This window comes from Nostoc sp. NMS7, from assembly GCF_017115085.1.
Taxonomy (GTDB): Bacteria; Cyanobacteriota; Cyanobacteriia; order Cyanobacteriales; family Nostocaceae; genus Nostoc.
In genome coordinates, this window is the sequence record NZ_JABXKJ010000263.1 from 1 (window position 1) to 13,216 (window position 13,216).

Below are 13,216 nucleotides of genomic sequence, written 5' to 3' on the forward strand. Positions count from 1 at the left end.
CCCAATGCCCAATGCCCAATGCCCAATGCCCAATGCCCAATGCCCAATGCCCAATGATTATTAACCTTTCCCTCCGGTAAAGGTGACGCTTTGAATAAAGTAGCGATTAAAAAAGGCGTAAATGCCTAAAGCTGGCAATGTGAAGACCATAGAAGCCGCCATAATGTAGTTCCAATAGCTGATGTATTGACCTTTGAAGGTGTTCAGCCCTAAAGGGAGAGTAAACATTTCGGGGTCAAATAGGATAACTATAGGCAGTAAAAAATTATTCCAACTCCCCATGAATACAAAAACCGCCTGTGCTGCTAGTGCTGGTTTTGCTAGAGGTAAGACAATATGTCGGAAAATTCCAAAGGTATTTAAGCCATCGAGTTGAGCTGCTTCTTCTAGTTCTTTAGGAAAATTAACGAAAAATTGCCTCATCATAAAGATAAAAGTGGCATTGACCATGCTAGGCACAATCATGCCTTGGTAAGAATTCAGCCAGCCGATCGCTTTTAAAATCAAAAATGTCGGAATTAAGGTGATTTGCGCTGGTACTGCTAGCACAGTCAAGATTAGGAAGAACCAAAAGCGTTTACCCACAAAACGCAGTCTCGCCAAGGCATAACCAGCCATTGAATTTAACAACAAGTTTAAAAGAGTGACGCTGACGGCGATCGCCACACTATTAAACAACCAGCGCCAAAATAAAGGTTCTTCTAGAAAGATTTGCTTGTAGTTATCGAGAGTAAAATTTTTGGGGAGAAAGTTGGGTTCACCACCGACAATCTCTGTTAGCGGCTTAAAAGATGCTGAAAGTGCCCAGAGAAAGGGAATTAGGGTGACGATCGCATAAAGTGTCAGCAAGACGTATAACAAGACTTTGAGCCAGGATAAGCCAGCGATTTTAGTCAAATTTGTTCGCCTCCAAACAGTCGCCGCTGAATTAAAGTGATGGCAATGATCACTGCTGCTAACAAAAATGTGATCGCAGCTGCATATCCCATTTGTAAATTCCGAAACACCGCTTGGTAAATTAGCAGCACCACAGTTAAGGTAGCGTTATTTGGCCCGCCAGTACCCCCAGAAAAGATGTAAGACTGGTCAAAAAGTTGAAAAGTCCCAATCACCCCCACTGCTACCACAAAGAAGGTTACAGGCTTCAGCAAGGGGACAGTAATGTAAATAAATTGCTGCCATCCATTCGCCCCATCGAGTTCCGCCGCCTCATAAAGTGTTTGGGGTATATCTTGCAACGCCGCCAGATAAATCACCATGAAAAACGGCGCGGTTGACCAAATGTTCATGATCATAATGCCTTTGAGCGCAACTGCTGGATCACCCAACCAGTTATAAGTAGGTAGCCGCACAAAAGCCAGAAAATCGTTTAGTAGTCCATCGGTGTTATAAATCCACATGAAGATCAGCGTCAGCACTGCTGAAGAAGTGACTGTGGGCAAAAAGTAAAGGATGCGCCACCAGTTTTTACCGCCAATCCCCGAATTCAGAGTTACCGCCAGAATTAAAGCTAGGACAGTTTGAGTTGGCACAACAATGGCGACATATTCTGCTGTGTTTCTCAAAGCAATCCAAACCCTTTGATCTTCAGCTAATCGCGCGAAGTTCCGAAAACCGATGAACTCGTACTCAATACCGCCAAGGAGTTGAACTTTTTGCAAGGAAAGAAAAATGGCGTAGAGAATGGGTAAGACTACAAAAGCCCCTAAGACCAGAATGGTGGGCATCATGAACATATACCCAGCCAAGTCTTCTGTGATGTTCCACCTGGGGTTACTCCGCCGCCTGTTAATTTGAAACATTATTTAACCTCAACCTAATCTCGCACTAACCCGGCTGTAGCGATCGGTAGTACATGATTATTTATCGTACTCCGACCTCTGAACTCGGAACTCCGACCTTTGATCTCGGAACTCCGACCTTTGAACTCGGAACTTCGACCTTTGAACTCGGAACTTCGACCTTTGAACTCGGAACTTCGACCTTTGAACTCGGAACTTCGACCTTTGAACTCGGAACTTCGACCTTTGAACTCGGAACTTCGACCTTTGAACTCGAAACTCCGACCTTTGAACTCGGAACTCCGACCTTTGAACTCGGAACTTCGACCTTTGAACTCGGAACTCCGACCTTTGAACTCGGAACTCCGACCTTTGACCTCGGAATTTCGACCTTTGAACTCGGAATTTTGACCTTTGAACTCGGAATTGCCAAAATTTTAGAATAAGTGAAGAGTTAAGTTAAACGAATATGAGACTAAATCTCTAGTCTCACCTTTACAGGGCTATGTTTTGCCTTCAATAATTAGGGACATCCAACGCCCTGGAGCTATATCTGTAACCATTAAGTTGAAAATACTTTTTTATTCTCGTAAACTCTTGCTAACAAGCATAGGAGTACTAGCGATCGCTTCAACCTCATTGAGTAAGTCTCTGGTTTAGGAAAGCGATTACCATTGATCGCGTAGAGTTCTCTGCATTGCTACTGCATCACCCAGCCAAGTTAATCGCCCCACCAAATCATAGAAATCATAACTAGCTTGCTGCTTCCCTTTTGAAGAAACTGGATTCAAAACAACTACTATATTCACATCTCCAGCTGGTAACTGTGTTGGAATATTAAGATTTAAATATCCTGATTTATCGATTTTAGTCGTAAGTTTTGAAACTTCCATTGCCAAATAATTAGTAAACCTGATCTTATTCTAGATAGGGACATTCTCAAGCCTTTTATAAATAGGACTTACGCACGAGTTACGGAATAACGAACCGCAGAGGCGCAGAGAAGCCAGTGCGTTGGGCGGGTTCCCCGACTTGTAGCAACTGGCGCGACACGGAGAAATCAGAGTTTGAGAGATATTTTGCGTAAGTCCTAATAAATTAGAATGCCCAGCGATGCCTACGGCGGCAAGCCACGCACCACTAGGCATCTTGATGATTACGTCATCCTACTTCTGTGGCTGATTTAGGGGAAGCTGACAAGTCCCCTTTTGGAACTGATACTCAATTCCTAGCCCTCTCAGGTAAAAGCTCACAGGGTTACAGCCGGATAGGATGGCAGCAAAGATAGGAGCGATCGCTACAAGGACAAGCAACCAGTAAGGAGGCTTCCCAGGAGGCAAGTTTCTCTTGGGAGGCAGGGGCGAAGTCTTTTTTTTGGTGAACATAATTTTATGATGAGAGTGAGTTTAATTGAAATTCGGCCTGGAGAGATTCCGGGCTTTTTTTTGCAACGAGCAACCACAAAAGCAAAAGCCCCAGACATAAACAGCCTGGGGCATCCGCATTGAATGCGCTCTTATTGCTATTGCTTAGAGATTTGATAGAATGTTGCACTTTTTTCACCTCCTTGGGTTTAATCTAGGAGGCTTGCCTTGAAGAGAGCGTTTGCAACAATTCCGGTAGCTAAAAGCTTATTTTTGTGCTGCTTTACTTGACCGGGTATTCGTGCATACAAACTCAAATCACAGATTGCAACAGCAATCTATGACAAACTATGGACATCTGTATATAAAACACAGTCATCCTAAGTTTCTTCAAGGCTAGCCCTGAAGTTAGGTTGAATGAACGAACACCTAAGCAGCTACGCGGTTCCTTTCCGTTTTTCCGTCCCCCTAAGAAAGCATTGGACCGATTCTCTCTAAAAACCAATCTGCTATGGGCGTTCTCGTGAGTAACGAACAAGGACGGGGGAAAGCAACCAAAACCAAGGATAGCAAATTTTAAAGGTTTGAAGCAACTGGTACGAGTAAACTTTTCTGCAATCTTTTGCACTTCGGAATTTTCCAATACCTGGCACTGGTTCCAAGAGCGATCGCAATGGGTCTTGGTGATAACCAGTAAATATTGAGTAATAGTTCATGCTATGCCCTATTAAAATATGACTATAGTCATGACTCCGGTTTTTATGAAATCAATTTCCAAAAGTGAACTCAAATCTCAACTTCTTGAGTTCTTACGACTTGTAGAGTCAGAGGGAGAAGAAATTGTAGTTACCGATCGCGGTAAGCCAGTCGTGAAAATTTCCAAATACCCACAAACACCTTCAACAGAGGAGTTATTTGGGGAGATGCGCGGTAAAGTGAAGTACTTTGAGGATTTAACTACACCAACTACTGAGGAATGGCCACAAATGGGGTCATCGAGATCCAGTAGATCGAGTTGTTGTCGCACTAGCCAGAAGTCATCAAGCTGCAATAATTACAGCCGATAAAGAGATCGCAAATTTCTACTCAAAAGTGATTTGTTAGAGGTAAGAAAGATTGCTTACTCCATCGCCTTAATCTGCTGATTCGCATCATTCTGCCCTCGCGCGATCGCCTGCTTTAATGGTTGTTGTCCCAATAAGGCGCTAACAAACTGATTATCAAAGTTATTCACGATCGCACTTGGATACTGACCTACCTGCCACGGTGTAGCATAATTAACTCCCGCGACTAATGGCGATCGCAACGGGTCTTGGTCATAGCCCAAATTCTTTGCTACTGATTTACGTGTTGGCAAAGCAAACCCTGTTCCTGTCCACTTCTGCATCCCTTCTTTACCCGTGAGATAGGAAATCAACTCCCAAGCTTCGGCTTTGTGCTGTGCTTGCTTATTCATCACGTAGGCAACGGTAAAAACCATAGTATGTTTTTTGTCATTAATAGTAGGCAATTGCGCGGTAGCAAACTCTAGTTGAGGAAAGGTTTCAGTTAAATAGGGAATTGCCCAATTACCTTCAATCACCATTGCCACTTTACTCTGACCAAACATTTCACTACCTGAGTTTGTCCCTACATCAGATTTTTGGGCAGAGGAGCGGTCTTTTTGATACTGGTCTACCACTAACTCTAAACCCTGTAAACCTGCTGCACTCGCAAAGGTTGCATAACCATTTTGATTAACTAGTTGTCCACCAAAGGCTTTAATTTTATAAGCCTGACGCGCCAATTCTGGAATTTCTCCAAAGCCGTATCTGTTAATTTTGCCTGTCAATTGTTTGGAGTAGGTACGTAATTCATCCCAAGTAGCTGGCGGATTACTCAAGCCGGCGGCGGCGAAGGCTTTTTTGTTATAAAACAGGGCAAGCGTGGAATAGTCTTTAGGAAGACCATAAATCTGGTTTTGATACTTAAAGCTGTCGAGTAGGTTCTCCTCGAAGTCTACTAGGTCAAATTTAGGAGTGATGTAAGCATCTAACGGTTCCAGGACATTTTGACTCATTAAAAAAGGAGCTTCCAGCGCATCCAGATAAAAGACATCAGGCGCGGCTTCCCCAACCAAACGAGTTTTAATTACATCCATATATTGGTCGGAGATTACTTCATATTTGACCTTAATAGTTGGATGTTGTGCTTCAAAGTCTTGCAGTACTTGTCTCAAGAGTTTTTGCTCAACAGGAGAGCCTCCCCAACCACTGAGTTTAATGGTGACTGCGGTAGATGCTGAGGGTTTGCTTGGTAATTGTATACTTTGACAAGCAATAATGGCGATCGCGATCGCCATCACTAATCCCAAAAAATTAAATAATCTTTTCTTGATCACAGACAGATAACCATTGCTAACAAGTTAAGAAAAAATCTTGGTAATTAGCTAAACAACTTGATTTATAAAGCATTTTTTAGCTAATACCGCGCAACTTCCTTGCCTAGTTGAGGCTCAAGTCAACTCTTCCCCAAATGGCACGGTGACTCTAGCTAGGTGAAGTTTGAATAGTATCCAGCAGTAGAAATAGATATTTTCCTTATTTTGGTTCAGTTTTCAAAATACTTCTCAATCCTCGTATTTTTACTGACCTCATTCTCCACTCCTGTCAGACAACCTAGATGTAAGTTCTACCCATATTTATCTTTGGTTGTGAGGAGTTAAAACCAGTCTTATTAAAGATAAAGAAAAGTATATCTAAATTATTTGTAATTTGGACTCTTCTTTTACTTTTCGCCCTGACGGAGAAGTTGTACGTACACCAGCACCAAAATATGGACTTGATGGCTCTCGAATAAACAGGGGATTGCGCCTTAACAAAGATGGTAGTCTGCTTAGAACACGAGATGAATTTGGTAATCAAATACCTGGAACACACAGTACTGGAGAAATGGTGAGTAATTAATATGCCGGACGATTATCATTTACTTAAACTTAGTGGTTTGACATCGCTAATTACAAGTGTAAATGTGTCTCTATGGGGAAACGAAGTATCAGTTGAATGTGTGTACGATCCTACCGAGGATCGCTTGCCTTATGTGCTAGTTTTTCAGGATTGTCATGACATAAGGTGGAGTGTACATGACTCAGAGGAAATACATGAACCAGAAGCTGATCTCATCGGCTTTTCTATCGGTGCAGAATCCCATAAGAAAGCTGCTGTAATTACCACAGACATCTTTGAACTATCTATAATTTACGGTAGTTTTGTTCTTCAAAAAAATTGGTAAAGGGTTTTTTGTAGTATTAACGGAACAATTACTGATGACAGTATTTTCAACAGAAACAAGAGCATTGCTACAGCTAAATCTCTTCAGAAGGCTAAAACCCTTGACTTTACGTTGGTTGTTTGGTCATTTTAAAAAGCCCGTGACGAGGATTGAACTCGTGACCTCACCCTTACCAAGGGTGTGCTCTACCACTGAGCCACACGGGCAAAATATAACTTTGATTTTTCAGTTGTAAGTTACAATGCTGGGAGCTTTGCTCTTTACCCAGTCATTATAACCTATAACTTCGCAAGTGGTGGGCCGGGCTGGATTTGAACCAGCGTAGGCGCTAGCCAACGGATTTACAGTCCGTCTCCATTAACCACTCGGACACCGACCCAATTTGTCTCACGATTCAAAATCTTAGCACCATGTTTTAGAAATTGCAAGTGGTTAGAAAAAATAACTTGTAGGTAGAGACCCAGTTTTGTTGCGTCTCTACCATATATAAAAAATACTAGTTACACGCTCATCTCCAGCATTCGTTGCATTGGTCGCAGTGCAGCCAGACGAATATCCTCTGACATGGTAATTTCGGGAGTACGATTTTTCATTGCCCAGTAAAGCTTTTCTAGGGTGTTTAACCGCATAAACGGGCATTCGTTACAAGCGCAGTTATTCATTGGTGGCGCAGGAATAAAACGCTTGTCAGGAGATAGTTTTTGCATTTGGTGAATGATTCCCGGCTCCGTAGCAACGATAAATTCTTTGGTGGGGCTATTTTGACAATACTTGAGTAAGGCGGCTGTGGAGCCAATAAAGCTGGCGTGGCGCAATACACTACTTTCACATTCTGGGTGTGCGATCGCCTCTGCTTCGGGATGGGCAATTTTTAACTGGACAATTTTCTTTTCGGAAAAGGTTTCATGGACAACACAGCTACCTTGCCATAGCACCAAATCTCGTCCAGTCTGTTCCATGACATACCGCCCCAAATTCCGATCTGGAGCAAAAATAATCGGCTGATCCTTCGGGATCTGCTGGACAATTTTCACAGCGTTGGAACTAGTGCAAATAATATCGCTCATCGCCTTGATATCAGCAGAACAGTTGATGTAAGACACCACCAGATGATTTGGATGCGCTGCTTTAAAAGCTGCAAACTCATCTGGTGGACAACTGTCGGCTAAAGAACAACCAGCATTCAAATCTGGTAAAAGTACTAATTTATCGGGATTAAGTATCTTTGCTGTTTCTGCCATGAAGTGAACACCAGCAAAGACGATCACATCCGCATTGGTTTTTTCTGCGGCTTTCGCCAGTTGTAATGAATCCCCAATAAAGTCGGCAATATCCTGAATATCTGGCTCTTGATAATAATGTGCCAGGATAACTGCGTTGAGTTCTTTTTTGAGACTCTCAATGGCGGCAAACAAATCTAGTGGTAGTTCACCCAGTTGGGTGTTTTCTCGTTGAGCTAGTGCAGTGGTAAACACAGTTAGGGGGTGCTTTAAGTTGCAAATTTATGTCTTGTGGAATCAATTATAGTAGTTTTTACCAAAAATAGTGGACGGTTGATATTTTGGGGTTGTGTCCAAATCGGGCTGAGTTTCATATCCTGGAGATAGACGGCAAGGAAAGTGGCATGACCAGTCAGAAAACTCAATCGATAACCCTCAAAATTGCTGTAATTGGAGATGTTCACGACCAATGGGAAGTGGAAGATGGTATTGCACTCAAGCATCTGGGTGTTGACTTAGCGCTGTTTGTCGGGGATTTTGGCAATGAATCGGTGGAAGTGGTCAGAGCGATCGCCTCCCTCGATATTCCCAAAGCAGCCGTAATGGGCAACCACGATGCTTGGTATACGGCCACCGAATGGGGACGCAAAAAGGCTCCTTATGACCGCTCTAAGGAAGACTGGGTACAGGAACAACTCGATTTATTAGGCGCGTCCCATGTCGGTTACGGTAAGTTGGATTTTCCCGCTTGGAATTTAACTGTAGTGGGGGGTCGTCCCTTTACCTGGGGTGGACCAGAGTGGAAATTCGCGGAAATCTGTCAAGAACGTTACGGTGTGACGAGTTTGGAAGAATCTGCCGATCGCATCGTGAAAGCGGTGAAAAGCGCCGCTTACCAGACGATTATATTTTTGGGTCACAATGGGCCTAGTGGGTTAGGCAATCGCCCCGAAGACCCCTGCGGCAAAGACTGGCACCCAATTGGCGGCGATTTTGGTGATCCAGATTTTGGTGAGGCGATTTCTCAAGCCTTGACTGCTGGTAAAACCATTCCCCTGGTGACATTTGGTCACATGCACCGAGATTTACGTCATACCAAGAAGGTGCAGCGCAAGCCCATCTTTAGAAGTCCAGAGGGGACAATTTACTTGAATGCAGCCATTGTGCCGAGAATTGTGGAAAATGACGGCGAGAAGTTGCGTAATTTTTCCATTATCACCCTAGAGGCGGGTGTGGTTTCGCAAGTTTCCCTAGTTTGGGTGGGAAATGACTTCCAGGTGGCAGAGGAGGAAATTTTGTATGAGCGATCGCGCAGTGTGTCGTAGAGATTCGCATTCAGTTGTGCAATCTGCGTAGATGATACGATATAGTATTATCTGTCAGCTTTAGTGCTAACCAACAAAAACGCCTGAATAGCGTCTGAAAGTAGGGTAAGCACAAGTTTGACAGATTTACTGGAGAGGTGGCAGAGTGGTCGATTGCGTCCGACTTGAAATCGGATGAGGCTAAAACCTCCGGGAGTTCGAATCTCCCCCTCTCCGTTCTTATAGACTCATAAACACATTTCTACTACTTGCTCGATTAAAGGACGATAAGTAGTGTTATCTAAGTGTCCCTTGTACCAATCTTTATAAGTTTTGTTATCTAAATGTTCTTTAATAAGTTCTGCCTCGTTTAGGAGTATCCACAGATTATGGGTTGCTCTATTCCAAAAGCCATAGCTACCATTTGCTTTTAACCCGTCTAAACCGTACTTATAGCAAGCTGGACAAGTACATTCTTGTAGTCTTTTCTCTTCTTCTTGACTTACCCTACGACCTTTCCACTTGCCCAAATCCGCCACAATTCTTTCTCCTGTTCCTGGTAGTTGGATCATGCCACGAGCAGCTGGATTTCGCCAACCGCTCGAATCTACTGAATCTATACCTAGCAAAGCGGCTAAATGAAGAGTGGCTGTACCACCAATACCAAAGACATGAAGCTTTTGAGGTTTAAATTCTTCACGTAGATGGTGAATGCTCTCTAAAACTTTTTTATAAGGCATTGCTTTAGTGGCACGTAATAAATTTGGTACTATACCACCCAAAGCAATATATGGTTTATCTAGTAATGTTTTGTATTTTTTTATTTCATCAACATAATATTCTAAAAAATTACTAATATGAATAACTGGAATATATGAGCCTTGTTGATAGTTTAGATTTCTTTCCATTGTACGGTAATTCACCACGTTCAACTACACCAGCAATAAGAATGTTTGGCTTTCTTTGCTGTGCTTCCTTAATCAATTGCCGATATAGAAAGGCAATCCATGATAATGGTTCAAATAGTCTCCTTTCTACCCATTCATCACAACGATCTGGAGCTATTTTAGGGTAAATTTCAATTCCAGCTTCCTGTAAAAATTCTTTTTTTAACTGTTCAGCTAATCCAGGTTGTTCTGCGTACTGGTGGAGAAATATGTCAATATCTCTTTCAGTAAAAGGAGTATGTCCTGCATAACCACTCATCATATAGACTAGTGGGCCATGAAACATGAGAACTCGTAAGTCAGGTGTTCGTTTTAAGGCTGACAGACCACCCAGAAGTTCAGCTGTAATTCGGACAATATCTGGAAAATCTTTGCGCTCCTTACTGCCACCTTCCAAATCACCTAAAATAATTGGGTAATAATCAAAATGTTCGCGTTCTGTAATACTACGCTCTCCAGTCTTAACACGATAAGAACCAACCCGCAGCAGGATAGGAACGGGACTAAACATTTGAACTTGTCCTAGACCCCCATCAATAAAAGTTACAACTTCACCCTGAACATCTTCCCAATTTAAATCATTAATTGCTTGAACACTTAATATTTGATCCTGCCGCTCTCCCCGCGCGGCTTGGCGCATTGCTCCACGCAAGTGCGTAATAAATTTCGCTGTGTTCTTAAAATAGTTATCACGGAGACTTTCTGCAACGAGCAAAGCATTTTCAGACAGCTTGATCATTATGTGAGGCTGACGCTGTAAATCCTCCAGCAGCTTTTCATCTGTTAAACTCTGATTTTGATCGTCTTGGAAATTCATAAACAACTAACCTCAACACCTAGCTGGGCTAGTATTCGCCTAGCCTCACTTGAATGAAAAGAACTGACAGGTAATCCTGTCAGGTAACTCACTAGCCACTTAGGAGATACCCGTTGTCCATCAACCAGTAAATACCATGACTGATAAGAGGCTGGATTACCCTTTCCCTCTGCTAAAGCCTGACGAGCTGCATCAAGTACCTGTGCAGATGTCATTTCAACTTCTACTCCTCTAAGACAAGCTTTGCCTCGAAGGGTATTGGTTGAATGATTTTGATTTAGCTCAGGAGGCTTGCCATATAGCCAGGTGTGCAGCTTGACAAGTTTTTTCCCTAGAGAACCTGTAGCAATTTGCACATCTGAGCCTGATTGAATAACTCTATCGTATCCTTCTAATGCTTTGAAATAATCACGACCCAGACATATGCAAATTTCTGGGTAAAGTCTGGCATTGAGAATATGGTGTAATTTAGCAATTACCTCTGGCTGCAACTGTTGAGATCGCTGCTTTGTCATTCGGCGATCATAGCACGGAATAGGATAATCCTGGAAGATAAGTCCAAACTCAGCTGAGAGGACATATGTATCTGGTGGATTTGGGGGTTTTTGTTGCAAAAAACGACGCAGTAAATGGAAAACTGGCCCATCATAACGTGCGATCGCAGGCATTAATCCCTCACCTGAAAGCTTGCGTTGGGAGCAGGCAACAATAAGCAAATATCGTCCTTGAGAATGCACCCTTTGAATATACGCCAGTCTACTTTTGTATGTCAAATATCTTACTTGCTTAAATAAGCATAAGCGTGATTTCTAAATAGTTGTTAATATTTGCTGTCACATACTGGATATTTTGCGAGCAACCAGAGAGGTAACAGCTATTTTTATCAGATGCTGGATTAAATCATCAATCTTCTGTAGTGTCGTTTGAATTTTCTAGCTTATTTAGCGCATCCCAAATTGCTTGCCTGACAAATTCTGGGTAGTTATCTAGACTTTTTAATTTTTCCAGCATGGATGGGGGAAGTCTGAGAGTTATTTTTGCGGTTAATGGTTCTTCTCTATCAGTGGCAAATTGATGCTTTTTTAAATAAGGTTTTTCTTCGTAATTAGGCATAAAAATTTTTATATACCAATTGTATCGCATGAAGTCGTGCGATAATTTAATTGGCAGCTAGCCGACCCTTGCAAGTTGGGGTAGCTGCCAAACCCAATTAGAAAATTAGGCATTTCTATGTTTACACGTTCTGAACTTGAAAGCAAAACGCTTAAAGAATTGAAAGACTTAGCTGCACGGTACGGAATCAAGGCAGTAGGGAATCCAGGGTATAAAATAAGCTGGATTACTCCGTTATTGACTTTTCCAGTCCAAGCTATTCAGCAGTTCAAAGACCACAAAACAGGTTTAAGGAATCCTAGTTGGAGAAGTTCTGAGGCGCTCGGCACGATGCTTTATGAAATCGGAGAACCTACTAATGAACAAGCTGCGCTAATTCGGGCAACGCTAGAGGGTAAGTTACTTCCACTCCCTGAACGCTATGACCAAACTAGACTGCTAAATCTTCACAAGACTAAGCAATTGATTCAAGAAGCAATTGAAACACTCAATAAATAGCATCTAAACCATAACACTTACTGTACTCCTCTCCTGTAAGAGGAGTTTTCTCCATGAAATCCCTTCTTGCTTACATCATGTTACGATTAGCAATAAATTATTTTGGGAGGTCAATCAATGGCTACCCTTCATGCGCTAAACATACCTGATGAGTTATACCAACAACTGCAAGAGTTAGCTAAAGCTGAAAATAACTCAATTGATGCTCAAGTTATTACAATCTTGCAGAACGCTTTGCAGGCAAAAACACAGCCAACGGAAGAGGAAAGGCGAAAAAATGTCCCAAAACTCCTAGAGGAAATTAGTCGCCAGCGTCGCCGTGTGAATCCAGCAGACTTTGGATTACCTGATAGTACTGAACTAATTCGAGAAGACCGCGATAGATGAGCAATCCTCTTAGATGCGTGGTTGATACCAGTGTGGGCATCAAGTATTTTATTGCTGACCCACTAACTGCCAAAGTTAATCAACTCTTCGGCCATCTCGCCAATCCACAGACAGAAATTTTTGTTCCAGACCTTTTTTACATTGAGTGTGCTAACACGTTCTGGAAGTATGTCCGTGCAAGGATGTACACTGCTGCTGAGGTTCAGACAGATTTAGCCACTCTGAAAGCTTTTCCGTTGCGTGTTGTTTCAACAGCTGATTTGATGGCGGATGCAGTTACTATAAGCTTGAGTTATGGAACTTCTGCCTACGATGCTTCTTATGTAGCGCTTTCCCAGCAGGTAGGTGCTACTTTGCTGACTCTCGACGGTAAGCTAGTGAAAGCTTTAGCAGCTTTGTCTTACAATGTTTGCTCGTTTAATGACTTTGAGGTTCCGCCGTTGGAGTTAATGTAGAAGCGATCGCCTAATTAGTTTGCAAAGCAGACTTATTGCCTACCGTTTTTATTTTTGAAT

Annotated in this window: 18 protein-coding genes, 3 tRNA genes and 1 pseudogene; 9 read left to right on the forward strand and 13 right to left on the reverse strand. The window is 42.5% G+C overall.

Annotated features, from left to right (window positions below; all coding sequences use genetic code 11):
• Window positions 1-60 precede the first annotated feature (60 nt).
• A complete protein-coding gene (locus HWQ38_RS38265; RefSeq protein ID WP_292805089.1) occupies window positions 61-897 on the reverse strand; it encodes a carbohydrate ABC transporter permease in 837 nt (278 codons plus the stop codon).
• Complete coding sequence (locus tag HWQ38_RS38270; protein WP_292805092.1) at window positions 894-1,802, reverse strand: carbohydrate ABC transporter permease; 909 nt, start codon at window positions 1,800-1,802, stop codon at window positions 894-896. Before HWQ38_RS38270 ends, HWQ38_RS38265 begins: the two co-directional genes overlap by 4 nt.
• Window positions 1,803-1,855: 53 nt before the next feature.
• Here HWQ38_RS38270 and HWQ38_RS38275 point away from each other — a divergent pair, with 53 nt between their 5' ends.
• The gene (locus HWQ38_RS38275; protein ID WP_292805095.1) at window positions 1,856-2,227 is read left to right on the forward strand and encodes a hypothetical protein; all 372 of its coding nucleotides are present in this window, start codon (window positions 1,856-1,858) and stop codon (window positions 2,225-2,227) included.
• A gap of 222 nt (window positions 2,228-2,449) precedes the next feature.
• Here the strand turns inward: HWQ38_RS38275 and HWQ38_RS38280 are convergent, their stop codons facing one another.
• The 3 genes from HWQ38_RS38280 to HWQ38_RS38290 all read right to left on the reverse strand — a co-directional run bounded on the left by HWQ38_RS38280 (window position 2,450) and on the right by HWQ38_RS38290 (window position 3,861).
• Window positions 2,450-2,674, reverse strand: a complete 225-nt coding sequence (locus HWQ38_RS38280) for a hypothetical protein (protein WP_292805097.1) — start codon at window positions 2,672-2,674, stop codon at window positions 2,450-2,452.
• Window positions 2,675-2,947: 273 nt separating this feature from the next.
• Entirely contained in the window at window positions 2,948-3,166 is a 219-nt protein-coding gene (locus HWQ38_RS38285) for a hypothetical protein (RefSeq protein ID WP_292805100.1), read from the reverse strand.
• 488 nt (window positions 3,167-3,654) lie between these two features.
• A complete protein-coding gene (locus HWQ38_RS38290) occupies window positions 3,655-3,861 on the reverse strand; it encodes a hypothetical protein (protein ID WP_292805104.1) in 207 nt (68 codons plus the stop codon).
• 45 nt (window positions 3,862-3,906) lie between these two features.
• Between HWQ38_RS38290 and HWQ38_RS40725 the strand changes: the two are divergent.
• Window positions 3,907-4,044, forward strand: a pseudogene (locus tag HWQ38_RS40725) (type II toxin-antitoxin system Phd/YefM family antitoxin); the annotation flags it as partial.
• A gap of 70 nt (window positions 4,045-4,114) precedes the next feature.
• Entirely contained in the window at window positions 4,115-4,249 is a 135-nt protein-coding gene (locus HWQ38_RS40730; protein WP_366933403.1) for a hypothetical protein, read from the forward strand.
• Between the two features lie 16 nt (window positions 4,250-4,265).
• Here HWQ38_RS40730 and HWQ38_RS38300 read toward each other — a convergent pair whose 3' ends face one another.
• On the reverse strand, window positions 4,266-5,486 hold the full coding sequence (locus tag HWQ38_RS38300; RefSeq protein WP_292805444.1) for an ABC transporter substrate-binding protein: 1,221 nt from the start codon (window positions 5,484-5,486) through the stop codon (window positions 4,266-4,268).
• Between the two features lie 605 nt (window positions 5,487-6,091).
• Between HWQ38_RS38300 and HWQ38_RS38305 the strand changes: the two genes are divergently transcribed.
• A complete protein-coding gene (locus HWQ38_RS38305) occupies window positions 6,092-6,415 on the forward strand; it encodes a hypothetical protein (RefSeq protein WP_292805110.1) in 324 nt (107 codons plus the stop codon).
• A 134-nt stretch (window positions 6,416-6,549) separates the two neighbouring features.
• Here the strand turns inward: HWQ38_RS38305 and HWQ38_RS38310 are convergent.
• From HWQ38_RS38310 to nadA, 3 genes are all read right to left on the reverse strand, one after another.
• Window positions 6,550-6,621: transfer RNA gene (locus tag HWQ38_RS38310), tRNA-Thr, on the reverse strand.
• Window positions 6,622-6,708: 87 nt separating this feature from the next.
• Window positions 6,709-6,794 (reverse strand) — tRNA-Tyr (locus tag HWQ38_RS38315).
• A 121-nt stretch (window positions 6,795-6,915) separates the two neighbouring features.
• Window positions 6,916-7,890: a quinolinate synthase NadA gene (gene nadA, locus HWQ38_RS38320; protein ID WP_292805113.1), complete on the reverse strand. Its 975-nt coding sequence runs from the start codon at window positions 7,888-7,890 to the stop codon at window positions 6,916-6,918.
• Between the two features lie 149 nt (window positions 7,891-8,039).
• Here nadA and HWQ38_RS38325 point away from each other — a divergent pair, with 149 nt between their 5' ends.
• Together HWQ38_RS38325 and HWQ38_RS38330 are read left to right on the forward strand one after the other, a co-directional pair.
• Window positions 8,040-8,960, forward strand: a complete 921-nt coding sequence (locus HWQ38_RS38325) for a TIGR04168 family protein (RefSeq protein WP_292805447.1) — start codon at window positions 8,040-8,042, stop codon at window positions 8,958-8,960.
• Window positions 8,961-9,091: 131 nt separating this feature from the next.
• Window positions 9,092-9,176 (forward strand) — tRNA-Ser (locus HWQ38_RS38330).
• Between the two features lie 11 nt (window positions 9,177-9,187).
• Here HWQ38_RS38330 and HWQ38_RS38335 read toward each other — a convergent pair.
• The 4 genes from HWQ38_RS38335 to HWQ38_RS38350 all read right to left on the reverse strand — a co-directional run bounded on the left by HWQ38_RS38335 (window position 9,188) and on the right by HWQ38_RS38350 (window position 11,816).
• Window positions 9,188-9,847 carry a hypothetical protein gene (locus tag HWQ38_RS38335; RefSeq protein WP_292805116.1) on the reverse strand — a complete coding sequence of 220 codons (660 nt, stop codon included), beginning with the start codon at window positions 9,845-9,847 and terminating at the stop codon, window positions 9,188-9,190.
• Window positions 9,792-10,703, reverse strand: a complete 912-nt coding sequence (locus HWQ38_RS38340; protein ID WP_292805119.1) for a hypothetical protein — start codon at window positions 10,701-10,703, stop codon at window positions 9,792-9,794. Before HWQ38_RS38340 ends, HWQ38_RS38335 begins: the two co-directional genes overlap by 56 nt.
• Complete coding sequence (locus HWQ38_RS38345; protein WP_292805122.1) at window positions 10,700-11,476, reverse strand: DUF6884 domain-containing protein; 777 nt, start codon at window positions 11,474-11,476, stop codon at window positions 10,700-10,702. Before HWQ38_RS38345 ends, HWQ38_RS38340 begins: the two co-directional genes overlap by 4 nt.
• A 130-nt stretch (window positions 11,477-11,606) precedes the next feature.
• Window positions 11,607-11,816: a hypothetical protein gene (locus HWQ38_RS38350; protein ID WP_292805125.1), complete on the reverse strand. Its 210-nt coding sequence runs from the start codon at window positions 11,814-11,816 to the stop codon at window positions 11,607-11,609.
• A 117-nt stretch (window positions 11,817-11,933) separates the two neighbouring features.
• Here HWQ38_RS38350 and HWQ38_RS38355 point away from each other — a divergent pair, with 117 nt between their 5' ends.
• The 3 genes from HWQ38_RS38355 (at window position 11,934) to HWQ38_RS38365 (ending at window position 13,156) form a co-directional block, all read left to right on the forward strand.
• On the forward strand, window positions 11,934-12,314 hold the full coding sequence (locus HWQ38_RS38355) for a hypothetical protein (protein WP_292805128.1): 381 nt from the start codon (window positions 11,934-11,936) through the stop codon (window positions 12,312-12,314).
• A 117-nt stretch (window positions 12,315-12,431) separates the two neighbouring features.
• Window positions 12,432-12,701, forward strand: coding sequence for a hypothetical protein (locus HWQ38_RS38360; protein ID WP_292805131.1), 270 nt, complete (start codon window positions 12,432-12,434; stop codon window positions 12,699-12,701).
• Window positions 12,698-13,156, forward strand: a complete 459-nt coding sequence (locus HWQ38_RS38365) for a type II toxin-antitoxin system VapC family toxin (RefSeq protein WP_292805134.1) — start codon at window positions 12,698-12,700, stop codon at window positions 13,154-13,156. Before HWQ38_RS38360 ends, HWQ38_RS38365 begins: the two co-directional genes overlap by 4 nt.
• Window positions 13,157-13,216: the final 60 nt, after the last annotated feature.